General features: G+C 39.2%; 21 protein-coding genes. 4 read left to right on the top strand and 17 right to left on the bottom strand.

Features of this window, described 5'->3' with window-relative positions:
* Window positions 1–198: 198 nt before the first annotated feature.
* On the bottom strand, window positions 199–870 hold the full coding sequence (locus tag ACQ4KW_RS04535; protein WP_430885348.1) for a TIGR01906 family membrane protein: 672 nt from the start codon (window positions 868–870) through the stop codon (window positions 199–201).
* A gap of 85 nt (window positions 871–955) precedes the next feature.
* Window positions 956–2,725 carry a diguanylate cyclase domain-containing protein gene (locus tag ACQ4KW_RS04530; RefSeq protein WP_430885347.1) on the bottom strand — a complete coding sequence of 590 codons (1,770 nt, stop codon included), beginning with the start codon at window positions 2,723–2,725 and terminating at the stop codon, window positions 956–958.
* 400 nt (window positions 2,726–3,125) lie between these two features.
* Between ACQ4KW_RS04530 and ppk2 the strand changes: the two genes are divergently transcribed.
* A complete protein-coding gene (gene ppk2 / locus ACQ4KW_RS04525; RefSeq protein WP_430885346.1) occupies window positions 3,126–3,935 on the top strand; it encodes a polyphosphate kinase 2 in 810 nt (269 codons plus the stop codon).
* Window positions 3,936–4,199: 264 nt separating this feature from the next.
* Here the strand turns inward: ppk2 and ACQ4KW_RS04520 are convergent, their stop codons facing one another.
* The 7 genes from ACQ4KW_RS04520 to ACQ4KW_RS04490 form a co-directional block, all read right to left on the bottom strand.
* Window positions 4,200–5,000 (bottom strand): MerR family transcriptional regulator, encoded by an 801-nt coding sequence (locus ACQ4KW_RS04520; RefSeq protein WP_430885345.1) that lies wholly within the window; start codon window positions 4,998–5,000, stop codon window positions 4,200–4,202.
* Between the two features lie 244 nt (window positions 5,001–5,244).
* Complete coding sequence (locus ACQ4KW_RS04515) at window positions 5,245–6,168, bottom strand: OmpA family protein (protein ID WP_430885344.1); 924 nt, start codon at window positions 6,166–6,168, stop codon at window positions 5,245–5,247.
* Between the two features lie 10 nt (window positions 6,169–6,178).
* Complete coding sequence (locus ACQ4KW_RS04510; protein WP_430885343.1) at window positions 6,179–7,168, bottom strand: hypothetical protein; 990 nt, start codon at window positions 7,166–7,168, stop codon at window positions 6,179–6,181.
* A 241-nt stretch (window positions 7,169–7,409) separates the two neighbouring features.
* Window positions 7,410–9,488 (bottom strand): RNA degradosome polyphosphate kinase, encoded by a 2,079-nt coding sequence (locus tag ACQ4KW_RS04505; protein ID WP_430885342.1) that lies wholly within the window; start codon window positions 9,486–9,488, stop codon window positions 7,410–7,412.
* Window positions 9,475–9,849 (bottom strand): hypothetical protein, encoded by a 375-nt coding sequence (locus ACQ4KW_RS04500; RefSeq protein ID WP_430885341.1) that lies wholly within the window; start codon window positions 9,847–9,849, stop codon window positions 9,475–9,477. Before ACQ4KW_RS04500 ends, ACQ4KW_RS04505 begins: the two co-directional genes overlap by 14 nt.
* Entirely contained in the window at window positions 9,828–10,691 is an 864-nt protein-coding gene (locus tag ACQ4KW_RS04495) for a hypothetical protein (protein ID WP_430885340.1), read from the bottom strand. The genes ACQ4KW_RS04500 and ACQ4KW_RS04495 overlap by 22 nt, the downstream gene beginning before the upstream one ends.
* Entirely contained in the window at window positions 10,663–11,022 is a 360-nt protein-coding gene (locus tag ACQ4KW_RS04490) for a hypothetical protein (protein WP_430885339.1), read from the bottom strand. Before ACQ4KW_RS04490 ends, ACQ4KW_RS04495 begins: the two co-directional genes overlap by 29 nt.
* Before the next feature lie 513 nt (window positions 11,023–11,535).
* On the opposite strand from ACQ4KW_RS04490, the gene ACQ4KW_RS04485 reads away from it, so the two are divergent.
* Together ACQ4KW_RS04485 and ACQ4KW_RS04480 are read left to right on the top strand one after the other, a co-directional pair.
* Window positions 11,536–11,751 (top strand): hypothetical protein, encoded by a 216-nt coding sequence (locus tag ACQ4KW_RS04485; RefSeq protein ID WP_430885338.1) that lies wholly within the window; start codon window positions 11,536–11,538, stop codon window positions 11,749–11,751.
* A gap of 76 nt (window positions 11,752–11,827) precedes the next feature.
* Window positions 11,828–12,211 (top strand): DUF134 domain-containing protein, encoded by a 384-nt coding sequence (locus ACQ4KW_RS04480; protein ID WP_430885337.1) that lies wholly within the window; start codon window positions 11,828–11,830, stop codon window positions 12,209–12,211.
* Between the two features lie 228 nt (window positions 12,212–12,439).
* On the opposite strand, the gene ACQ4KW_RS04475 is transcribed toward ACQ4KW_RS04480, so the two are convergent.
* Window positions 12,440–12,877, bottom strand: a complete 438-nt coding sequence (locus tag ACQ4KW_RS04475; protein ID WP_430885336.1) for a MarR family winged helix-turn-helix transcriptional regulator — start codon at window positions 12,875–12,877, stop codon at window positions 12,440–12,442.
* 381 nt (window positions 12,878–13,258) lie between these two features.
* Window positions 13,259–13,516: a DUF3343 domain-containing protein gene (locus ACQ4KW_RS04470; protein ID WP_430885335.1), complete on the bottom strand. Its 258-nt coding sequence runs from the start codon at window positions 13,514–13,516 to the stop codon at window positions 13,259–13,261.
* A 339-nt stretch (window positions 13,517–13,855) separates the two neighbouring features.
* On the opposite strand from ACQ4KW_RS04470, the gene hutG reads away from it, so the two are divergent.
* Window positions 13,856–14,875 carry a formimidoylglutamase gene (hutG, locus tag ACQ4KW_RS04465; RefSeq protein ID WP_430885334.1) on the top strand — a complete coding sequence of 340 codons (1,020 nt, stop codon included), beginning with the start codon at window positions 13,856–13,858 and terminating at the stop codon, window positions 14,873–14,875.
* A 112-nt stretch (window positions 14,876–14,987) separates the two neighbouring features.
* On the opposite strand, the gene ACQ4KW_RS04460 is transcribed toward hutG, so the two are convergent.
* The 6 genes from ACQ4KW_RS04460 to ACQ4KW_RS04435 all read right to left on the bottom strand — a co-directional run bounded on the left by ACQ4KW_RS04460 (window position 14,988) and on the right by ACQ4KW_RS04435 (window position 23,562).
* A complete protein-coding gene (locus tag ACQ4KW_RS04460) occupies window positions 14,988–15,305 on the bottom strand; it encodes a YbjQ family protein (RefSeq protein ID WP_430885333.1) in 318 nt (105 codons plus the stop codon).
* Window positions 15,306–15,496: 191 nt separating this feature from the next.
* Window positions 15,497–16,429, bottom strand: a complete 933-nt coding sequence (locus ACQ4KW_RS04455) for a CobW family GTP-binding protein (RefSeq protein ID WP_430885332.1) — start codon at window positions 16,427–16,429, stop codon at window positions 15,497–15,499.
* A gap of 102 nt (window positions 16,430–16,531) precedes the next feature.
* Complete coding sequence (locus ACQ4KW_RS04450; RefSeq protein WP_430885331.1) at window positions 16,532–17,287, bottom strand: GNAT family N-acetyltransferase; 756 nt, start codon at window positions 17,285–17,287, stop codon at window positions 16,532–16,534.
* 142 nt (window positions 17,288–17,429) lie between these two features.
* Complete coding sequence (locus ACQ4KW_RS04445) at window positions 17,430–19,448, bottom strand: methyl-accepting chemotaxis protein (protein WP_430885330.1); 2,019 nt, start codon at window positions 19,446–19,448, stop codon at window positions 17,430–17,432.
* A gap of 481 nt (window positions 19,449–19,929) precedes the next feature.
* A complete protein-coding gene (locus ACQ4KW_RS04440; protein WP_430885329.1) occupies window positions 19,930–21,156 on the bottom strand; it encodes a patatin-like phospholipase family protein in 1,227 nt (408 codons plus the stop codon).
* Between the two features lie 123 nt (window positions 21,157–21,279).
* A complete protein-coding gene (locus ACQ4KW_RS04435; protein WP_430885328.1) occupies window positions 21,280–23,562 on the bottom strand; it encodes a hydratase in 2,283 nt (760 codons plus the stop codon).
* Between the last annotated feature and the right edge of the window lie 234 nt (window positions 23,563–23,796).

The raw sequence follows: 23,796 nt of genomic DNA, 5'->3' as shown, positions 1-23,796 counted from the left end.
TCACAGTCCAACCTACTTATCGGCTTAAAAAACAAAATGTAATTTTGAATTTTTATACAATTAATATCTATTTTACCATACAACTCTAACTCAATAACATTCATTTGTGATTACATGTAAATCGTATTCAAATAAAAAACACAGCAATCAGATAACAATCCAACCACTGTGCTTTATTCTTATATTCAATTTCTTGATCTACTCTTCACGACGAAGTCCCAAGTAAGATGCCCCGCCACAAAGGGCACTCATGACAAACCAAGTTCCAAACATCATCATGGCCATGCTCTTAAAAAATGTTTCTGGGAGCATTTGAATCAAAGTGTCTGTTCTTGGGTCAAGTATCCATAAGTCATTGGTGAAAAAGAGGTGGTGGAACTTAATAAAGGCCTTATTAAAATCGGTGAAGGCAATAATCAGCATTGTTCCAGCCAGTATCAAACTCACCCCTGCCTGCTTGAGTCCAACCTTCATTATATAGCCATACTGCTTTCGCCACACCGCCAGTCCAACAAAGAAAAGGACTGTTCCAAACAGCACCCCTCTTATAGATTCATTCATAAGAAAGAGTTTTTTCACATCCACCATGTGGTCTTTTTCCCGCTTATTAAAAACTTCACGCTCCTCTGAATGAATTTCTGCGGTCATATCAAGTGTTTCTGCCTGTCCCCGCATGTAGGCTATGAGCCCCTTTGTGACATGGCTTAGATTTTCTTCATCCATGCCTGTTCGCTCTGTCACATTATTGTCCATATAAAGCTTCATGTATATGTCTTCATTATAAGCAAATATACTAATACTCATTGTTAGCAGCAAGAGAGAAACAATGATGCCCGCAAGCCACTGTGAGATTCCAACCATATACTTCATATTCTGTCCTCGCTTATTTATCCCCATGTGTCTTAGTCAGTCGTTCTGTTTATGCCTTACGTATGTCTTTCTTGTCAGGCTAGATTTACACCCGGCCCACCTGTCCGCGTTCTTTTCGTCTTGCCATTTTGGCTTCATACATTCTTTCATCAGCCATTTTAACGACATCCATAATGTGTTTTCCATTTGTGTAAATGTCATAGCCGATACTGAACTCCATGTCATGGTCAAGAATCTCCGTGCTCTCATTCCAAGTTTTAAGTTCCTGCTCAATACGATTTATATAAGACTTAATGGCTTCTTCTTCTCCTGCCATAAGGACTATTAAGAATTCGTCGCCTCCATAGCGGACAGCAAAATCACTGCCCCTTGCATGACCTGAGAGCATTTTTGCCACTTCTTGCAGAACGACGTCTCCAACATTATGGCCATAGTGGTCATTAATGTACTTAAACCTGTCCACATCGAGCATGATTAATGCTAAGTTTTTTATTCGCTTGTCCCTTTTTAAGTCTTCAATATAATTATTAAAATAGTGCCTATTGAATATGCCTGTTAAGGGGTCTGTATTTGCCATTCTTTCCATTTCATCATGGGCATTTTGAAGTTCTATTGTGCGTTCTTCAACTCGGCTTTCCATATCCCTGTAGCTGCTTTCCAGCTCAAAGGCCATTTTTTTAATTTCATAGGCCAGCACTTCCACTTCCATGCCTCCTTTGACTTCAAGAGGCGTGTTAAAATTTCCCCGTCCAATTTCAGACACAGCTTTGGCAATATGCTTAATTGGATGCGAAAGCGTCCTAGCAATCAATATACTTATTATAAAAAGAACAATCATAGTTGTTAGTATCAACCCAAGATATGTTTGCAAATATGCATATACCGGTGCCATAAAATCTTCCCTTGGTTCTACAGTCAGCAAATTGAGTCTGGTTCCAGATAGGGTATTTATGTGAAGCGGTGTCCAGTAAACGAATTCATTTTTCAACCGTCCGAGGCCTTGCCCATGTTCACCTGTTACTTTTTCAAATAAGTCAATTTCCTGCCAAGAGGATGTGTTTTCAACATCGTTTTTCAGAGAAGCCCCAGTATTTTTATTGCTTGGACCGCCCCACTCCTTTTCAATAGATTTGTAAATAAGGTAGTAGCCTTTATCATCGGTCATATAGGTATGATCATAAGGGCTGTTTTCAATTCGGTCTCGAAGCTCATCGAGCAAAAAGGTTACATTCAAGTTTACAATCAAATAATAGCGAACTGATGAATTCTCTGAAAGCAGGTCCATTGGTGCCACATACCGAATGACTGCTTTGTTAGGTTGCTCAATTTGACCGTTCTCAATGTTCAAATCAATGGCAGTGGTGTAGACTTCACCACTCACAAGGTTCATAGCATTCTTATAATAATACCTGTCCGACTTGTCTTGCAAACGGTCATCAGGCATGACCACTTGATTACCATTGATATTGTTTACTCGAATAAGTTCCATACCAGAAGCATCCAAGAGTCTTAAATGATCATAATGTCCATGCGTCTCAAGAAAAGAGACAAATGTGGAAACCGTATGCTTTGCAAAGTCATCATCATGATCACTTACATTATGAGTCCCCATATGTTCTGCCCAGTCCACGGCCAGTAGATCCTTTAAGAACTCCAAATCCACCTGTGAATTTTCAAAATAACTTTCAATGTCATACTCTATGGAAGCATGAAAAGAACGCATCCTTTCCATTTCGACTCTTTCAACCAGATCTGAAGAGGACTTGTATCCGTAAATGCCAAATAGAACAAGTGGAATCACAGCCACCAAGATCAGTGCTATAAAAAATCTAAATTGTATACCTATCCGCCGCATTCTCCCACCTCTTATCTAGCCCACACCGTTTTTGTTTTTACATTTCAAATGTCTTATTTAAAACCAAATTTATCATCTAATTCAATCCTAAACCCCATCTTTTCATTACACGATTCTCCCCATGAGTGAAATGTTTTATAGGGATCTGTCTTTACTTCTTTTTATTCAACTGAATGACTTTAGTCGATTACTTTTATATTTACCCACCAGCTAGGCCTTGCAAAACACGTCTTATAAGTCTTCTGTTCACGCCCAATACATTTTAGCTGGTCAAGGCTTATAAAAAGTATATGACAATTCTGAGCCTATGCCTACTATTATTATCGTCAGATCAGATCACAAGATTAATTTACATGAAAGAGTGGTATGAAGAAATTAATATAAAAGAGGAGGGAGATTCATGAAAGTTAAAAAAATGCCCAAGAAACTATATGAGAAAAGGTTGGCTGAACTTCAAATAGAACTTGTAAAATTACAAGAATGGATTGTTAAGAAAGGACTCAAAGTCGTGGTTATATTTGAAGGTAGAGACGCCGCCGGTAAAGGTGGGACTATCAAGCGTATTACCCAAAGTCTCAACCCGAGGATTTGCCGGGTGACTGCTCTTCCAAAGCCCACTGAAAAAGAGAGAACCCAGTGGTATTTTCAGCGTTATGTGGCCCATTTGCCGGCCGCTGGTGAAATGGTTTTATTCGATAGGAGTTGGTACAACAGGGCTGGCGTTGAACGGGTCATGGGCTTTTGTACTGAAGATGAATACTGGGACTTTCTCAGGTCGGTGCCCCAGTTTGAAGAAATGCTCATCCGCTCTGGCATTACCATTATTAAATACTGGTTTTCTGTCAGCGATGAAGAACAGGAAAAGCGCTTTCAAGATAGAATCGACGACCCTACAAAGCGTTGGAAACTCAGTGACATGGATTTAGAAGCCAGAACCCGTTGGGTGGATTACTCCAAGGCCAAAGACATCATGTTCCAGTATACCGACACAGCCAAATCACCTTGGTATGTTATTGAATCCGACTATAAAAGAAATGCTCGCATAAACTGTATCAGCCACTTGCTCGACCAGTTTGATTACGAAAATACAGTCCCTAAAAAGTTAGAACTGCCAAAAAGGCAGGCCAACTCTGGCTATGTAAGACCGCCAATATCTGACCAAAAGTTTGTGCCTGATGTGGCCTCTAAGCTCAGTCAAGAAAAGTCATAAGGTCTCAAGATTATCTACTTTGTTTTAATATAGTAAAGCCCCCTCTCTCCTAATTCAGGCGCTTGCAAAATATCATTCAATCACCCTTGCTATAACAAATATAGAATTTTTGATTCTTAAATATCTATATATGGTATAGCAAGGGTATAGATCTGTAATTTAGCAAGTCGCTCAATTGAGACAGGGGGCTTATTAGAATCCAGAATGATAAAAATAGGTCTTGCCTTGTACTCTATTTGCCTTGGATGACTTTTTCCTAATAGACTATATGTCGTCCTTCATGGCTTTTACATGGTTTTTTACAGCCTCATTTATAAACTCTGGCAGTTTCTTTCCAAAACGGCTGATGTTTTTATAAAACCGCTCATCGTTGACATACATGTCTGAAAGGCCTAAAAGCATTTCATCTGAACAAGTGTAAAACTGGTTCATGTAGTCTTGCAGGCTCACGACAGCTTTTCCAATTTCTTCTTTTAATTCGCCTTCCAATACACCTTCATCTAATTTTATTTTGTCAGATATCTTTTCTTGCCTCTGCATTAGTTCTGCAAAAGTCGTGAATATTTCTTCAAGTCTTTTTTGCAAATCTTCTTCTGTAAGATTGTTCTTTCTCATGTTGGCTTCTGATGTTTCAACGATTTCTTTGCCCCATTTTTTCTTGGCTTCTTCCTTATAAGCTTGTAAAGTTTCTTTACTTAGCCCCTCAAATTTCTGCTTTGCATTCATTTTAATGCCACCTCTGCTTTCCTCTATGGATTTATCTATTGTGTTTATTAAAATATCCAGTCTGGCCTTCTTTTTTTCAAGGAGGTCACGGTGAGATTGTAGGGCACTGACTTTGTCGTACGCTGGACTGTCCAGTATCCTCTTTATTTCTTCCAAACTAAAGTCCAACTCTCTAAAAAAGAGAATTTGCTGTAACTTTTCCACTTCAAGGTCTGTGTAAATGCGATAATTTGATGCATTTACATGATTGGGTTTAAGCAGGCCAATCTTGTCATAGTGGTGTAGAGTACGAACTGTAACTTGGGCTATGTCAGCAAGTGCCTTGACCGTATATTCCATGGTATACCCTCCTTAAAAATGATCATTTATTTGAGCTCATCTTTATGATACACCCTAACGTAGCGTCAGGGTCAAGGCTTTCTATCTTTTTTGTAGAATAAAAAAAGCTAACTTCTTGATTGTAGGGCAAACCTCATATGTATAAACCCTCCCCTTACTATTAAATTGATGTAAAAAGCCCCCGCATCCAAACTGGATACAGGGGCTTTGATATGCTATAAACTTGCGTTTGAGGGACTAAGTCTTACTCTTCAAAAATGCCAATGGAATCTTCAAGATAATTGTTGATCACATCTTGAATCTGGGCATCTCTTAAGATCATTGAAATTTCAATACGTCTGTTCTTTGCGTAAGCTTCTTCTGACGTGCCTGGGTCAACAGGACGGTACTCCGAGTAGGCGCTGGCTGTGAAGTAAGCTCCATATTCTTCTTCAAGGGTTTCATTGGAAGATAGAAGATAATTTACAACAGCTGCGGCACGGTTGGCAGATAGTTCTCTATTATAAGAGCTGCTGCCTCTTTCATCGGTGTGACCCTGAATGGCAATGGCATCAATAAAGCCACGAACCTCATCATCTGAAAGGACATTTTCAAAGGCTAGGGCCAGTTTATCAAGAAGCACCTTGCCCTCTTCCTTTACCTTGTATGAATCCGTGTCAAATACAAAGCCTTCATTAATGATGATATTTCCTGTGTCAGAAATCCTAACAAGGTCCTTACCATTCACATTGCTGGCTTCTAGGCTATCTTCCATAGAGACCTTTACCTTGTCTAGGACGTCAAGTCTTAGAACAGCAATGCCGTGAAGCTTATCTCTTAAATCACCAAGTTCTTTATTGGAATTGGCTATGATTTCTTTTTGTTTTTCTATTTCATCTTCAGACAATTTAAGGGCCTGCTGACCTCTTTCAACTTCTGCTTTTGTTTCTTCAACTTGGTCAAGCAATAAGTCTAGTCTGTCCTGGGCGCTTGTAATTTCCGCTTTTGCTTCTGCAAGCTCTTTCTTTTTAAGGTCTAAATCCTTACTGACAATAATGTTACTTAAATAAGAAATGAGTATGAGGAAAAAGAGGATCAGCGCAATGGTTGACATGATGTCTGTAAAAGCTGGCCAGAAATTTTCCTGTTCCACCTCTACAGTGCCACGTCGTCTTCTGTACTTGGCCATGGCTTACCTCCTATTTTGTTCTTTCTTTACCAATAACCTCAAGGGTGTTGCTTAGGACCTGATGTCCGTTTTTCAGTTCTTTTGTGCTTGATTTAATGGAGTTTGAAAAGTCATCAAAAGATACATTCATACGCTGGATATTTGATCTTAAGTCATGATTAAACTCTGAGAAATCTCTAGTGTTTTCCGCAAATGTTTGAATGCTCTCATCAAACTTACCAATGGAACCATTCAAGGACTCAGCTGTGTTTGACATTTCTGTCGCCACAGTGCTGAGCTTGTAGCTTAGTGCGCTTGTAAGTTCTTTAAGGTTTTCTTCTAGCTTGTCGCCAAATTGGTCTAGGCCAAGGTCAACAGATGCACCTGCAACCACTGCGCCACCACGTTTTTTGCCAGCATAGTGGTCAAGGTATTCTTCTGCACACACAAAGACATGGTCTTTTGTTGCTTGAATGCTGAATGCCATATTGATTAGAGTTACAATAATAGACCCCCCAATACCACAAAGCGACGTTACAAATGCAACTGACATGCCTTGAAGAGAACTCATAAGTCCATCAATAATTGGTGTCATATCATTTACAATGCTGCCCTTTGTTGAGCCCAGCAAGGTAACTATCTCTCCGATAGAGAGTGTTAAGCCATAGAATGTACCCAGTAGACCTAAAATAACCATTAGGGAAATCGATCTTGATGCAATTCGTTCTGCAACAGCATATCCACTGAAGCTCTTTGCCATATGCTTTTCAATAATTGCATATGTGTTGACTTCATCAACATTGTTTTCTACAGCCTTATGGTAGTCATCAACCATTTTGTTCAGTGCATGTTCTGCGAACACACCGTTGGCTCTATTTTCAGGACTCTCTAGGTCCTGAATGATTGTTGAGTACTTTCTTTTAATAACGAATGTGAGTATAACTGTTAGTATTAAAATTGAAAAAATAGTCACCACAATTCCAGTTGCCACTGGATTCAGGTTCGAAAATAAATCTAGCATAATGCCCTCCTTGATATAATCTTGCTACATCTCTATCTCATAGTAGCACACACATAATTGTAGCCGCAATTAATGCGGGGCTATTGTAAACAAATCATAACCATTTCGTCATATATTATACATAGAGTAACAAAATGATGACAAAACTACACAAAAGTTTACTTGTATTAACCATTGAAGAGACCCATATATGTTTTTCCACATATGGGTCTCCTATTTTTTAGCATATAAAACATCAGGTTTAAGAACGCATTTGCATGAGGGCTTCTTTTTTTTCCCTCGCGATACGCTTGGCCATTTTATGAAATACAACTTGGGATTCATAGCGCTCACCCTCCCTGTCAATAGGGCTATATGACCCGTCAGGGTTTTGAATGCGCGCCTTCACATTATCCTGAAGCGTTATGTCCATCATCTCATCCAGCTTTTCCTTTAAATGATCTGGCCCAATCGGAAAGAGGGTTTCCACCCGTCTATCGAGATTTCTCGGCATCCAGTCAGCACTTGATAAATAATACCGCTTTTCTCCACCATCATGGAAATAGTAGATTCGACTGTGTTCTAAGAAGGTTCCCACTATGCTGATAACCTTTATGTTCTCACTTTGCCCCTTTATGCCTGAACGCAAGCAACAAATCCCACGTACAATGAGTGTGATTTTAACCCCCGCTTGGGAGGCTTCATAGAGCTTGTTGATTATGTCTTCATCTACTAAAGAGTTCATTTTAGCAATAATCTTCGCCTTTTCCCCCTTACGAGCCAATTTGATTTCATTGTCAATGGACTTCATGAAAAACTGGCGCAGATTACCAGGGGCAACGGCAAGTTTCTTCCATTTTGGTTCCTTGGCATAGCCCGTTAAGAGATTAAAGAGGGCTGACACATCTGCCCCAAAGGCATCCCTACACGTGAAATACCCATGGTCTGTATAAAGTTTAGCCGTTGAGTCATTATAATTGCCTGTGCCCAGATGGACATATCTTCTTATTTGATCTTCTTCTCGTCTGACTACCAGTATTGTCTTACAGTGTATTTTAAGGCCAACCAAACCGTAAATCACATGACACCCGGAACGCTCAAGGCGCTTTGCCCAGATAATATTGTTTTCTTCATCAAATCTAGCCTTGAGTTCCACAAGAACTGTGACTTGCTTTCCATTTTCAGCGGCCTGAATGAGGGCTTTGATGATCGGAGAATCTGCACTGACCCGGTATAGTGTCTGCTTAATAGCAAGAACCTTTGGATCTCTGGCCGCCTGATTGACAAAAGCCACAACTGGATCAAAACTTTCATATGGATGATGCATGAGACTGTCTCCATTTCGAATGGCTTCAAAAATATCGTTCTCATACCCAATAAAATCTTCTGCTGGTTGAGGCCGCATAGGCTCTGCACGTAGGTCTGAAAACTCTGGTTCAAAGGAGAAATCCATCCAGAAGGTTGGATCGAGCGGGCCATTGATTTTATAAAGATCATCATCATGAAGGTCAAGCTTGTCCATAAGATATGTCAGGATATCGTCATCCATATGCTTTTCATATTCCAGCCTTACAGGCGCTCCCCACTTGCGTTTTTTAATGGATTTTTCTATTTCAATAAGTAGGTCTTCAGCTTCATCTTCATCAATGGCAAGGTCACCATTTCTTGTTAACCTAAATGCATAAACAGACTGAACGTCAAATCCCTTGAAAAGACTCTTAATGTTGGCCTTTATGATTTCTTCTAGGAGTATATAATGCCTGTTTTCTCCGGGAATACGCATATAACGATCAATGACAGAAGGCACCTGAAGCACAGCCAACTTAATCTCGTCATCAATCATGAGCTTAACCGCTAGGTTTAGACTCTTATTTGATAAAAGGAGGAAAGGACGGCTGTTGTCCACAGCCATAGGGGTTATAACCGGAAAGACAACCTCTTCGAAAAAATCATTTATATACTTCTTCTGATCCTTGGCCACATCATCGTAAGACAAAATTTCCACACCATGCTTTTTCATTTCTGGCAATAGAGACTTGTTTAAGCAGGTGTATTTCTTATGAACCATGTCATGGCACATATTTGAAAGCAAGGTAATTTGCTCTTTGGGAGAAAGGCCTGCGGGGTCTTTCTTCTCATACCCCACTTCAATTTGGTCGAGAATACCGGCCATACGCACCATAAAAAACTCATCTAAGTTAGATGCTGTAATGGCCAGAAACTTTAAGCGGTCCATAACGCGGGAACTTTCATCTTGTGCTTCTTCTAAAACCCTATAGTTAAAATCAAGCCAGGACACTTCTCTGTTTATGTACTTTTTAGACCCATTAGGATAACTCATCGTAACACCTCTTAACCGAGAGTTTTGCTTCAATGCCAAAGATTCTTCTGAAGAAGATAGAGGCTCTTGCGAATCCCCATTCTTCAAGGATGAAGTTCTGTCCACACTCTGCATAAAATCTGAGTTTTTTCCCTGATGTGCTGATATCGATTTTTCTGAACTTTTGCTTTCTACTGATGTCGAGGGCTTCAGCCACTTTAAGAATGGCAGCCATTTTAGTAATCTTGATTTGTTGTCCTTTTGATAGTGTTGGTTCAATGAAATCTCCTTCATCTGTATGATGCATGGCCTTAAAACTGGCTTCTGCAATCACAATCATGTCTTGTTGTCTGAGACCGACTATATTAAAACATTTAAGCATATCGTACACAATTTGCTGGTAGACTTCCGTGCCTTCAAACTCGCCAAGACTGTGCATAATGGCTGCGACCTGAAGGAGCAACCTATCTTTCTTACCCAGTCCATGTATTTTTTTATTTCATCAAATATTTCTAGAGCCCTTTCCTCAACAGCCGCTGAATGTTTGGCATCATAATTGTATTGCTGGGCCATATAGCGACTGGAAGCCACCGTGTGGTCTCTGAATATAAGAATCCTCTCCTTGTAGTCCTTAGGATCATGGATTTTCCAGGAAAGGGTGTCTGAAAACTTCATTTGAATAACTGTCATTGTCTTGGCTGTTGTCATTTCAAATATGGTTTTATAAATGCAAAGCGCAGGAAGTAACAGTTCGGCCTCGGCCAGACGAAGTTCATGCTCATAGGCGATTTGCTCAGGTGTATCATGTTTTATCTCATCATATTTTTCAAGAAAATCTTCCCGGCTTATAAATCCCACTTCCTCTTCAAGAGTAATATCAAAGAGTTTGGTCAATAGATCCGTTTGTTTTCCAGAAACAATCATATTTTCAATACCGCTATTTGGAAGACTTCTGCTAAAGAGCTGGAGGGGATTGCTCAAATACTCTTCCATGAATATATAAAAATCCGAAGACTCCCTATATTTATCCCCTAAGGACTCTCTCAGTTTTAATGTGCCCAGGGGAATATTCTGAGTGTGTACAATATGGCTGGAGTCATAATATGTGGCGCCTATACTTCCCGTACCAATATATGAAATAACAGCATTCTTGTTTTTTAGGGCATCATGGGACTCCACATGCTGAATAATACGGTCATAAAACATTCTTTTTTTCTTCTGCATCTTCTATAATTTCCACATCAAGACCTGTCCTGATTTTGATTTGATCCAGTATGTAATATCTATTTATGGCATCACGCAGGGCCGTCGTCGCAAATAAGTTGATGTCTGTAATGTCATAGGCCTTGGCGAGGATCTTAAAGTCATTAACGCGTTCACACAGGGTTTCCACTGATTCATAGCGTATTCGTCCCGTTGAAAATGTTTGGTGTCCCAGGTCTGATGGACTCTCCATAAACTCAAGTTCTCTGATGCTTTCTTTTCCGTCCTCTGTTATTCTAAATTGCAGAACCCTTGATCCGATATAGGCCACTGCCGCCATTTTTTGACTCATAAAAAGCCCCTCTTCCTATTCCTGTCACACGCAGTTCTGCGTATGTAATTCTGTGTATGTAATTCTGTGTATATTGTTGTGATTTTTTCCCATCGATTGGTTGCACATCTTAGACTATGAATTTTCATCAACTTATTTCTTTATCTCATTCCATAATATTGTATTAAAATACTTGAATCGCTTGATTAAATCGATGTTAACTCCATCATATTTATATCCTCAATTCCATTTTTATATCTTCCATTCTATTATTTTAGGCGCTTGCAGAATTATAAATCCTTGCACTCGCCCTACCATATATATTTAAGAATAATAATTCTATATATGGCCTGGCGAGTGTTCTTGAATGACATTTTGCAAGCCGATCATTTGTAAACTCTATTTCCATGACCTGCCCGGAAGCAATACAGATGAAATCTTTTAATGGAATTCTAATGAATGTTAAAGACAGATTTAATCGAATAGGCGTACATTATAAACATAGAGTATTCACATATCAAAGGAGGCTATATCATGTTTGAGATACTATTTGCCCTGTTATTTTTATTTATTGTTTTAAAAGTAACCCTTGCACTGGGTTTTGGAATATTAAGAATTGCCATTGGCCTTATAGGAGCTTTTGTGGTTCTTGCTATACTTCCACTATCCTTTGCCTTGTTTCTCCCTTTAGCCATCGTCATGCTTGTTGGCATTGGTCTTATCGCTGTTTTGAAAGCTATCCTCCACTAACTTGCATGTGGAGACACACTCCTTCTTTTCATCAAAGGTTTTTTTTGATACGATATAGGGAAGGAGGTACGGAAATATGGCTAGACCGACAAAACCACGCCGGATTTGTCAGATGCCCGAATTCAGGGAGTTTCACCCGACCGGGCCATCACATGAATCCTCGGCAGGTACTTCCATCCATATGACTTTAGAAGAGCTTGAAACACTACGTCTTATGGATCTGGAAGACCACACGCAACATGAAGGTGCGGATATTATGGGTGTCAGCCGTTCAACCTTTCAAAGGTTGTACAACGATGCCAGAAAGAAGGTTGCAAAGAGTCTTGTAGGTGGTTATATACTTACAATAGAAGGTGGGCACTACGAATTGTGTGAGTACATTGAAACATCACCCTGTCCGAAGTGTACTCGAAAAAATGATCCACGTATAATAGAAAAACTTGCAAAAAAGCAACCCTAGATCGGACTGTTCATACAACTTGCACTTGGATATTCTTACCCAAATGCTGAGAATTCAAACATATATTGTACATTCCATGTCTAACATAAAAAGTTAAATAGATAAAATAAAGTAAAAAAATCCGTTTGGTTGACCAAACGGATTTTTAGCGCTCACTATGGAGCTGTTCATCTATAAAGTTATCTTAGTTTGCCTATTCATCGGACCATGTGCCCTGCCATGAATAGCTTAATATGGAAATCTGTCTTTCAATCTAGAACGAACTGTATCCATTAGGTCTACAAATTGCGCCTGCTCCTCCGCATTCAAAACACTTAAAAGGTCTGTGAACACACGTTCATGAAGGACTTCTTTTCTCTCAAGCATTGTTTCCCCTTGGTCTGTCGGCATAAGTCTAAATGATCTTTTATCATCTTCCTTTTTGACCCGAGTCATCAGCCCTTTTCTTTCCAGTCTATCTAGGGCGCTTGTAAGAGTGCTGCCTGGAACATCTAAATGACTGCTCACTTCTTTAAGTGAAATGCCTGGATTATAGTACATATGTAATATGATTTCACGTTCAATATCTGACAATCTGTATTCATCCTTGTCAAATCTTTTATAATGCTTGCGTACAAAGTTGTTCATTTCATAAGCCAATTTGTTCAATCGTTTTGCATGTGTCATGCCTATACCCCCGTATTCGTATTTTACGTCTGACTCTATTACTTGACGATTTTCAAACTAAGAAAAATGAGTTCCTAAACTATGTTAAAAAATGTAATATTATTTTAATTCATTCTAACACTATTTTCAAGGAATCTCGACAATTCTTTTAAAATTTATTCCATTTTTGAAGAATATACGTCTATTTGACAACGCTTAAGCAATTATTAACATTTAAAGGCTTGAGAGGTTTTTATACCACATGCTCATATTTTTAAACTGTATTAATATCATCGGAATTGTATAGAAAAGATGAGATGAGTGATTTATTTTCTGTTTGATCTTTTACGAACCAATTCTATTTATATGACGATTATCAAATACTTTTCGTTAAAAAATATATTATTTTCTACGAAAAAGTCCCTTTTTACGTTTTTTCGCTTTATGTATGCCACGAGAATTAATAGTTGGGCTATAGGCTAGAATGGCCTGAACTTCTCTTAGATCTTTTTCATCTATTCTAATAGATATGCTACAACTTGTGGAAAATTGGCGGGGGGTTGGAACAATTTCATGATCAATGTCCGCTGCTTTTAGCTTTCTTTCCATAGCCATACCATCTGAATGGGTCTTAAATATAATGTACATAAACTCGTTCATATTTTGCTCCTGGTTTGTAAGGGCACACGGCCCTGGTGGTCTTATCCTCACCATGTTATTTCCTGTACTGACATTCAATTATGATACATTTAGAAAAGCAACTTGCAAAATTAAGGATCCACGTCACCAAGATACCCATTATAGAACTTACGATTCTAAAATATCTATTACTTAGCAAACTTTATAAACGATTCTCATGATATGTCTTCTTAAACCATAATGGATCTTCAGTGAATCACACACTTAATAGTATCAGGTTGTCATTGACTTTTCAAAGACGATAAGCCGTTATAATGAACTGTTCATCCGGATATAAGTTACACTATGGAGGCGATTAGAATGAAAACACATTATCATCCAATAGACGCAAATGTATGGCAAGGTCGAATTGACAGCCATGACGATTATGACGCATTCCGCTGGCATCAATGGATTGAACCGGTTGATCTACTCGATGAATCTGCTAAGCCCTTTGATGGTGCACTGGCAATTTGCTTTATTGGATTCTGCTGTGATGATGGTGTTACAAGAAATAAAGGCCGCGCTGGCGCAGCCAAAGGGCCAAAAAGTATACGCAAGGAACTTTCCAACTTACCCTGCCAATTTAAAGAAGATGTAAGACTCTTTGATGCAGGCAATATTTACTGCCACGACATCGAACTTGAAAAGGGACAAGAAATACTTTCACAAACAGTGAAAAAAATTCTAGAAAGAAACATGTACCCTATCGTTTTAGGGGGTGGCCACGAAATAGCATTTGGTCACTACTGTGGCATAAAAGACTATAACGCATCAATAGATAGAAAAGACAAGCTGGGCATAATAAATTTCGACGCCCACTTTGATTTAAGACCCTATCCAAATGGTGGCAGTTCTGGAACTATGTTTAGGCAAATTGCAGACATCTGCCAGGAAAGTGGTGACCACTACGGCTATATGTGCTTGGGCATACAGAAAAGAAGCAACACCTTGGCCCTTTTTAAAACGGCCAACAACTTAGGGGTCCAGTATGTTCTTGCTAAGGATATGGTAAATCAAGACATCTGGCCGATCCTTGATAAAGTGGATAGGTTTCTAAAGCTTCATGACCAAATTTATGTGACAATCTGTTCTGATGTTTTCTCTGCGGCTTACGCCCCTGGAGTCAGCGCAGCACAGGCCGTTGGACTCCACCCAGAACAAGTTATAAAAATTCTCAAATACATTATGATGAGTGGCAAATTTATCAGTTTTGATATTGCTGAAGTGTCTCCACGTTTTGATCAAGACAGCACAACAGCCAATTTGGCAGCTGTTCTTATATTTGCCGTGGTGAACACATTGGCCTCTCTAAAGAATTTGGATATTGTCATTGATTAATCACCTCGCCCCTTATACGAATCTGAGACTGGGGCAAATATTATTCCTTTTAAATAAAAATAGAGCGTTGACTTATAGAATCTATGATTCCATTTGCCAACGCTCTTTTATGCTATAGCTTAACGGCTGTGCCCGTGGCAACGATCATCATCATTGATCCGCCCTGTCCAAGCACTTCAAAGTCAATATCTACGCCAACAACAGCATCGGCGCCCATTTTTTTAGCGCGTGATTTCATTTCTTGAATGGCTTCTTCACGACCACGTACAAGCTCATTTTCGTATGTCGCACTTCTGCCACCAAAAATATCACGAAGCCCTGCTGTAAAATCCTTAATCACATTTATACCAATAATAACTTCTCCATTGGCAATGCCCAAATAATCTTTTATTGGTTGATTCTCTAGTGTAGGTGTTGTTGTAATTAGCATAGTGTCCTCCTTTAGAACGCTTCATCATTTATGTAATCATAATAAGGTCTTGTCCTTAATGGGGGCTGAAAAAAGCCTTAAAAGATCATTAAGATAAACATCCGATTTCTAGACTTTTTTAAGACTTTGCAACCAGTTCGATTCAAGAGTCTTTTGAAAAGTCCTTAAGCGTATGGGAGGTTGCCATCCATTTATCTGAGTTTCATTTTTGTGCCTACGGACTCTTCCCAGTGCGAGAAGATTGGTTTGATCACCTGAGGCCCTATTTTGGAAATGAATACAAGGCGTGTTTCTTCATCCCGAGTTGGGATCGGTTTAAAATCAACTCGGCGTCCCACCACATCCACTTGTTGCCATCCATCTACTAGCTTTGCAAATCCTTTAATACGGTAACAGTCCTGACTGATTGCATCAATGAAATCAATCAGCTTGTTTTTATCTATGATTTCCTGAGTGGTTAAATGGAGGGTTTTGGGCTTGTTTTCTTCCTTGTTAGACGTTTCATCAAACTTTATAGAACTTAAATGCATGAGGTCTTCTTTCATGAAGTCCCAATCAAACGCACCATACTCTGCTTCTTTAATGACTATATCTGATTTTAGATCATTTAAGACACTGTGAATTTTTGCCCTTGTGCCATCTTCAATCAAATCCGACTTGTTAACAATAGCCATTTGAGCATGACGAACTTGTTTTTCTACAGTTTCGATTTCTTCTAGTTGATCTAAAAAGTGTGCACCATCTATAATGCAAATGGCACCACGGTAGTCCATGGCCTCTGGCTTGACCGAGTGAAGTGCTTCTAGTATTTCATTCATATTGGATGGATCTGCCAGACCGGACCCCTCAACAAAAAGATAGTCTACATTTTTATCTGCCATTTCTTGGAGCGCTTCTATAAAGGACAATTGTAGGCAAGAACAAAAGATAGACCCACGATTGATCTCGATCATTTCCATTCCATCTTTTCGAATGATGTCACCATCTATTCCAATTTTCCCAAATTCGTTTTGTATCACGCCAACTTTAGCATCACCAGAACGCTCAAGAACATGCTTTAAAAAGCTGGTTTTTCCCGCACCTAAGAATCCTGTTACAGTATACAGTTTAATTGGTTTTTTCATAAGTCACCTCGTTATTGTTCCATTATGTTAGGGTTCACTATATTATAATATCATAATATAGTAAGATTATCCTCCATTATTCACGACATCACTTGTTGAAAACTAATCATCTTTATGAACAAGATTTTGGTAAGCACCGACCTTTTTAAATCCAAGCTTCTTATATAGTTTTAGGGCAGGTGTGTTTTTCACATCCACATGGAGAATAATTTCATTCTCAACACCGTTTGTAATTGGTGGGATTCTTCCTCCAAGAAGACGTGATATGAAATCAAAGGCAAAGCCCTTGTCTCTAAAGGGTTTCTTAATCAACATTTCAGAAATAACAAAGACATTCTCTGTGATTTTTTCCAAAAGAACCGACCCCAGTATTCGACCATCTCTTTCTAAATACTGGTAGCGTGTCGTATTCTGAATGGTCTTAACTTCTTTAATGCACCGATCGCCCCTGTTTAGCGCCTTAAACCGATCTACAATTTCTTTTATCCCATTATGGTCTAGACGCATTAAATAATGGTTTTCTAAATCATAGTTACTAAGTCTTCTCATGTCTGCATCCGCACACAAAGCTTCCATCAGTCCAGGGTCTATATCGTAAAAACTGTAGTAGCCCAAATACTGGTGAAAACATTCTTGGCACCATACCTTATCACCAAAAAGTGACACAATATTATCTTCGTGCCATATGGCAGCATAACTCAGTTCTGGGGTTTCAGTGCTTCTAAACTCAAATACCGTGGTCGCCATCTTGTCTTCAAGTGCTTTAATAACATATGCATGGTTGATCTTGTTTTCATATAGGGTGTTTAAAACATGCCCATTCATAAACTCACCTAGTATACTTTTAAAAGTATCCATTTCTTATTTTGTTTTGTCCTTGCAAAACTTCATTACAATAATTTATATGTGAACGATTTGCAAGTTGTTCGCTTTAGAACATTATGCCACAAAACAAGTCTGAGCGGTATATCAATGAATTTCTTATGGTATATTTCACGTATCATACTGTAAATTTAGACAAGGCTTTATTCATGGACTCAGCAAGATCTCTTGAAGTATTTGCATGAACATCAACATCTGCAATAACAGCCGTTTGCTCTTCCATTGAGGCTGAAACCTCTTGAGTGCTTGCAGACGTTTCTTGTATGGTGGCAGATATAGAGTCCATAGCACTTATGATTTTATTCTTTCCGCCTTCTAGAACCTGTGCTTTTTCTTGCACTTCACTCAGTTTTCCACTTAGATTGTTTATGGCCCCAGAAGTGGATTCAAAAATGTCGGAAGTGGATTCGATAGACTCATTTTGCTGTTTGAGGCTGTCATCCATCTGGTGAATTGTTTGCACCGCTTGCCCAGTATGATGCTGGATATTTTCAATAATGGTTTCAATATTTTTTGTCGCTTTGGCAGTTTCATCCGACAGCGCTCTTATTTCATCAGCAACAACGGCAAATCCCCGACCAGATTCTCCCGCTCTTGCCGCTTCAATAGATGCATTTAAGGCGAGTAAGTTGGTTTGGCTGGCAATCTTATTGATAATTTCAATGATGGTTTCTGCTTCCACAACATAATTTTGAACCTGAGCAATAACCCTTGTGACCTGGTCAGACTTATCGTTGTTTTCCATATTATGCTTGAGTAAAACAGACATAATGTCTTGGCCTTTTTTACTTAGCTTATTAGTTTGTTCAGCAAGTTCATAGGCTCCATTTACAAGGTGACCAGTGCTCTCAATCTCTGTGCCAAGTATATGGGCCCCCGATACAATTCTAGTTATATGATCAGCTTGTTCCGTTGCCATTCTTGCTATTTGATCTGTGGCATCTGCAATACTTGCCCCTGTTACATTGGCTTCATTTGTGGACTCTGATAAGGCTTTTGACGAAGCCATCACTTGGCTTGAATTGTTTTGTACAGTATCAATTAGACGACGCACATTTTCCTGCATTTTGTTAAGAGACCGTGTCATATCTCCAAATTCATCATTTTTTTCAAGGTCTTCTTTTGAAATTTCCACTCTAAAATCACCCTTGCCCATAATCTCAAGGGCGTTTTGCGCTCTTTTCAGTGGAGCAAGCAGCCTATTTATAATGTATAAGAGCAAGCCAGCAATAAGCAGACTGGAAAGAATGACTTCTATGAGAGTGGTCCGAATGATCTCTGCAAAAGCCGCTGTATTTTTGTCAAGGGAAAGCCCTAAGGTTGCAACACCTATAAGTTCTTGATCCTGGTCATAAACCGGTTTAGCAATTTCATAGGTTGGACCATAAGCATCAGAAACAACCAATCCACCAGCCGCCTTGCCTAAAAGAGCCGTCTTCACTTTTTCATCAAAGGTCTGAGTCATTGACGTCTCTGAGCTCGCTAGCTTTTTGCCGTTCGCATCATAAAAGGCTGAGTAATTTATATCCTCACTCTGAGCAATACTGCCTAACACATGAGCCATGCTTGTCTTGTCCTTCAAAGACATATATTTGTTGGCATTTACACCAACCTGAATGACCATATTTCCTTTTTTTATTGCGCCATACTTATAAAAGTTTCCATCTGTCGAACTCTTACGAATGTCTTCAATCATTCTATTTGTCCCTGACGAGAAAACTTGCATAACAGGATGGCTTTTATCTAAAACTTGTCCTATATTGCTGGCTATGTTGGAATATACAATTTCTCCACTTGGGGCAATAAGATTGAACTCATCAAGAGCACTTTCTTCACCCGCATTGGGTTCATTTTGATCAATACTTTTGAACATGTCTTCATCCATCAAATTGATTGAATCAAGGGCCACTTCGATATTCTTGCTCAAAAGATCATCAATTAGAGTCTGGCTGCCATGTATGTTCTCAAAATTATGTATGGCCTGATCAACAATTGTGCTCCCATATTCCTGCATTTGTACTTGGAGTTTCTCTTTTATAAGCATTAAATTTCTCGCTGTTGTAAATGAAACTGAAGCAATGAGTGCTGTCACCACAACACCTATGATCAAACGCTTTACCGATCTATTTCTTTTCACTTTGAACCCCTCTCTTTCTATACGGGCACTTGATCAACACACTGATTTACCTTTCATGATAAGTGATCCCACTTTAATGTCCTTCATAATATTATTCCTAAATTATGAACGGGGTTTGGACGAATACTGAAATGTTTCTTATGACTTTGATAACTTTTTGTGAACGAATGACTATATTTTAACGATCTTGCGTCGTCATCACGTCCCCCACTGCTTTGTAAGTGGAAAAAGAAAAAAATGCTGGACCATCCAAAACTGGATGTCAGCATTTTTATTTGAGCAACTTGCAAAATATCATTCATGAACCCTCACCATGCCATATATAAATATTTAGGATTTAAAATTCTACATATGGTCTGGTAAGGGCAAAGATCTATAATTTTGAAAGCGTCTGATTTAAAATATTCTTTTATTTTCTATTACCATACTTATATACCACTTGAACAACTTCACTGGCTATCCTTGCCCATGTCTGACACCCCTAGTCGCGCACTCTTTCTAAGTAGGAATCAGTGATAATCTGTGCCCAGTGGATGAGTATGTCATCTTTCATTGTGAACTTAATGAGGGATGTCTTCTTCAAAAAAGCCGGCATGCCTTTAAAGAAGGTTAGTGTGGTGCTTCTATCTTTCACGACTTCCAGTATTTTTTGTTCAAAATCTTCATAGTCATATACCTTCAATCTTTCAATTTCCAGCACACTCGCAAGGTACTCAACCATCTTTAAGGTGATCTCCCTGTATCCAGCCTTTATGTCCATGTCAAACATAGCTGCCAGCTCAGGAATAAGCTTTTCAAAAAGAATTCTTTTAGGATTGCCCTCTGATATACCCAGATCGGCGGCCATTTTCATAATATTATCATCCTCTAGGGATTGAAAGGCCTTTAAAAAGACGTCCTCTTCTGGCAAGGTTTTAAAATAATATTTTTCTCCCTTAAGGCGACCAAAAACCTTCATAGTGTCTAAGTAACCCATATCAATATTTCTCTTGGCCGTGTATTGGTCAAACTGCAACATTTTACCAATGTCGCCCGACGGCTGGATTTTAATAATATTCAAATCAGAATCCTTAACGCGTCTAACAAACCCCACAGATCCCATTTCTACAGCAATGATGTCCTTATAGCCTTTTTGGGTAATTAAGTGAATTGGCAAATTGTCATAAACGCCCCCATCAACAAACCGCTTGCCGTCTAGTTCCTGAGGCTTAAAGCCTGGTAAGAAGGCCGATGCCAGTAGATAATCCGTTAGCTTTCCTTTTGGTATATCCTCTACAAAAAGCTCCATGGGTTTCATATCCGTCAATGATACTGTCACAAGTCCAAAGTCTATCCCACTACTTCTAAGCGTGTCTTCATCTAGATGGGTTTCAATTAAATTTCTTAATGGTGCAACATCAAGACCTTTATCTTTTACAACCTTTTTAAAGTATTCAAAATACTTTTCTGTTTTATTCAAATTTATATCAAAATTCATAAAATCTAAGTAGACATCTTCATCGGTGTCAATAACATCATTAACCTTAATGTTTTCCCACACCCCAAGGGCTTCATCAAACATGTTTTGCGCTATGAAAGCCCCGTTTAAAGCCCCTATTGAAGTTCCGGTCACAGCACCGATTTCAATGCCAAGTTGCCTAAGGGCCTTCCAAACGCCAATATGATAACTGCCTTTCGTCCCGCCGCCTTGCAATACCAATCCGTACATTGATACCTCCTGAATGTGTCACCAGCTTGTTGTAAACTTGATCCTGCAAGACAGGATTTCAAAGTTTGTCTACAAGCATAATAGAAGTGCTATGCACTTCTATTATATCAGGTTTCCAGCCATCTATTCACTTAATTCGCTCGCATAGAAATTCATTAAACAGCCTTCAAGAATAACCTTTCTTTCCTCCCTCGACAAGTTTTCTAATTTCAAGGTAAGATTATGCTGCTCTCTGCCTCTAAATAAGAGGACCTCCACTTTTTCATGCCCTTGTAAAACCATCTTTTTTATATCTTTTATAAGAAGGATGTCATCCACTTGGAAATCTTTGCTCTCGGTTGTGAAAGGGAGCATCCCCCAGTTTATAACATTGCTCCTGTACCGTTTTGTTGCATAATCTCCTGCGATATTGCCTAGAACCCCTAGAACCCTCTGACAAGAAGCCGCTTGTTCTCTTGCTGAACCGTCTCCAGGTTTATTGGCAAAGATCACACTTCCAACACTTAGTGTGGACAGGGTATTTAGAATATCCGCCTTCGACTCAACGCCCATAGCCTTTGTGACAAGGTCCCTTAAATCATCATCTAAGACATCTGTTTTTCCAGAAACCAAGTCCCGCCTATTGTTTTCAAGGGCTTGTACTGCCTTTGCACGTTCCACATAGGCAGGATCTTTTCTAGACAAGGTAAATTCAGCCAGTTTTAGCGGGTTTGACCTATAGGATGATGTGTCCCCTGACGGTATGAGTTCGTCGGTTGTTGTAACATCATCATGAATGACTGATGCCATCTTAAGAAGAACATGATCAGCCAATGGACTGATTTGTGGCCAATCTGTGATATTAGGACCATAAACCAGTTCCACACTTGGATCAGGATTGCCAAATCCATTATAGACCTTGTTTTTATTAATAGAGGGGTTGAAGCTATATGCCACATCGACATCTTCAAAATCAATATCTGTTGCCGCTGTGAGAAGCCCACCACTTACAACCGTTGCTGCAATAGATTGGGCATCCATAAGGGCAACTGATGCAATTTGTCCATCAGATGGTTTTGAGCCCTCTCTATTCGGAAAATTTCTGGTTGTGTGTCGGACACTCAAAGCCTGGTGACTTGGCACATCACCGGCTCCAAAACACGGACCGCAGAAAGCTGTTTTCATTGGAATGCCCGCTTCTATGAGCTTGCCTGTTGATCCATTTTTAACAAGTTCATAATGTATAGCTTCACTGGCAGGATAAACACTTGTGCTTATAAAGCCCGGCACTTTCTTTGCCGTTGTCAATATTGATGCTGCTTTGGCGATGTTTTCATACGTGCCACCAGCACAACCTGCAATAATGCCTTGATCGACACGAACCCCTTGGGAAGTCACTTTCTTAGAAAGTCCCAGTTCAAAATTCAAATGCGGATTTTCTTTTTTAAACTTGCTATCTATTTCAGAGAATATAGCTTTTGCATTCGCCTTCACTTCAGCAATTGTGTAAACATGACTTGGATGGAAGGGAAGGGCAATCATAGCTTCTACCTGTGACAAGTCCACATGGACCATACCGTCATAGTAGGCTGTGTCACGGGGTTTTAAATGCTTATAGTCATCGGGCCTACCGACCATATTATAAAAGTCTTTGACCTTTTCATCCGTACACCATATGGAACTTAGGCATGTCGTTTCGGTCGTCATAACATCTATGCCATTTCTAAAATCAATTGTTAGATTTTCTATGCCAGGTCCCACAAATTCTAGGACTTTATTTTTTACAAAACCACTTTCAAAAACTGATTTAATGATTGACAATGCAACATCTTGAGGGCCAATACCTTTGCGAGGCTTCCCCTCCAAGTAAACAGCAACCACCTCTGGATAGGCAATATCATAAGTTCGCTTCATCAACTGCTTAACGAGTTCAGGTCCCCCTTCACCAATGGCCATGGTTCCCAGAGCACCATATCTCGTATGAGAGTCAGACCCAAGAATCATGCCCCCACAGATCGCCATTTCCTCACGCATATACTGGTGAATGACAGCATGATGGGCTGGTACATAAATGCCACCATATTTTTTTGCTGCGGCTAGACCAAAGATATGATCATCTTCATTGATTGTGCCCCCAACAGCACATAAACTGTTGTGACAATTTGTTAGAACATATGGAATCGGAAATGTTTTCATTCCGCTGGCCTTTGCAGTTTGAATAATACCCACATAGGTTATATCATGAGATGCCATGGCATCAAATCGTATGGCCAGCTGGTCATCATTGCCACTGGTGTTGTGACCACTTAGAATATCGTATGTGATTGTATTTCGTCTTAAAACTTCTTTACTAGACATGCTTTCTTTTTCATTTATTATCTCAAGACCATCTTTAATGAATACGCCTTCTGCTACCAATCGAATCATATCTACCTCCTAGACCATTTCCGAACCTTTCTCACGAATTTTAATTCATAATAACACAAGAAAATACATGTTTCAATGAATAATTGTATACAATAATGCTAAAACCACTAAAAAAACATGTCGTATTGGTTGAGGTTTTTGGGTAAAAATATTGTAGAAAAATGTAGAATAAAAGCGATTATGTCACATAAAAGACTTTTTTAATATGTAAGACGGTGTATTATAGAAATTCTA

It is taken from the genome of Tianxiuia mixotrophica, assembly GCF_050596425.1.
GTDB lineage: Bacteria > Bacillota > Clostridia > Peptostreptococcales > Acidaminobacteraceae.
This window is presented reverse-complemented; position numbering and strand designations above follow the sequence as displayed.

Bases quoted from the DNA above. Each gene is read 5' to 3' on its own strand.
- ACQ4KW_RS04500 (WP_430885341.1), bottom strand. From the start codon at position 9,849: ATGCTTAAATGTTTTAATATAGTCGGTCTCAGACAACAAGACATGATT.
- ACQ4KW_RS04435 (WP_430885328.1), bottom strand. From the start codon at position 23,562: ATGATTCGATTGGTAGCAGAAGGCGTATTCATTAAAGATGGTCTTGAG.
- ACQ4KW_RS04490 (WP_430885339.1), bottom strand. From the start codon at position 11,022: ATGAGTCAAAAAATGGCGGCAGTGGCCTATATCGGATCAAGGGTTCTG.
- ACQ4KW_RS04510 (WP_430885343.1), bottom strand. From the start codon at position 7,168: ATGCTAGATTTATTTTCGAACCTGAATCCAGTGGCAACTGGAATTGTG.
- hutG (WP_430885334.1), top strand. From the start codon at position 13,856: ATGAAAACACATTATCATCCAATAGACGCAAATGTATGGCAAGGTCGA.
- ACQ4KW_RS04535 (WP_430885348.1), bottom strand. From the start codon at position 870: ATGAAGTATATGGTTGGAATCTCACAGTGGCTTGCGGGCATCATTGTT.
- ACQ4KW_RS04455 (WP_430885332.1), bottom strand. From the start codon at position 16,429: ATGAAAAAACCAATTAAACTGTATACTGTAACAGGATTCTTAGGTGCG.
- ACQ4KW_RS04530 (WP_430885347.1), bottom strand. From the start codon at position 2,725: ATGCGGCGGATAGGTATACAATTTAGATTTTTTATAGCACTGATCTTG.
- ACQ4KW_RS04485 (WP_430885338.1), top strand. From the start codon at position 11,536: ATGTTTGAGATACTATTTGCCCTGTTATTTTTATTTATTGTTTTAAAA.
- ACQ4KW_RS04495 (WP_430885340.1), bottom strand. From the start codon at position 10,691: ATGCAGAAGAAAAAAAGAATGTTTTATGACCGTATTATTCAGCATGTG.
- ACQ4KW_RS04515 (WP_430885344.1), bottom strand. From the start codon at position 6,168: ATGGCCAAGTACAGAAGACGACGTGGCACTGTAGAGGTGGAACAGGAA.
- ACQ4KW_RS04505 (WP_430885342.1), bottom strand. From the start codon at position 9,488: ATGAGTTATCCTAATGGGTCTAAAAAGTACATAAACAGAGAAGTGTCC.
- ACQ4KW_RS04450 (WP_430885331.1), bottom strand. From the start codon at position 17,287: ATGGATACTTTTAAAAGTATACTAGGTGAGTTTATGAATGGGCATGTT.
- ACQ4KW_RS04470 (WP_430885335.1), bottom strand. From the start codon at position 13,516: ATGAACGAGTTTATGTACATTATATTTAAGACCCATTCAGATGGTATG.
- ACQ4KW_RS04460 (WP_430885333.1), bottom strand. From the start codon at position 15,305: ATGCTAATTACAACAACACCTACACTAGAGAATCAACCAATAAAAGAT.
- ACQ4KW_RS04480 (WP_430885337.1), top strand. From the start codon at position 11,828: ATGGCTAGACCGACAAAACCACGCCGGATTTGTCAGATGCCCGAATTC.
- ACQ4KW_RS04475 (WP_430885336.1), bottom strand. From the start codon at position 12,877: ATGACACATGCAAAACGATTGAACAAATTGGCTTATGAAATGAACAAC.
- ppk2 (WP_430885346.1), top strand. From the start codon at position 3,126: ATGAAAGTTAAAAAAATGCCCAAGAAACTATATGAGAAAAGGTTGGCT.
- ACQ4KW_RS04520 (WP_430885345.1), bottom strand. From the start codon at position 5,000: ATGGAATATACGGTCAAGGCACTTGCTGACATAGCCCAAGTTACAGTT.
- ACQ4KW_RS04440 (WP_430885329.1), bottom strand. From the start codon at position 21,156: ATGTACGGATTGGTATTGCAAGGCGGCGGGACGAAAGGCAGTTATCAT.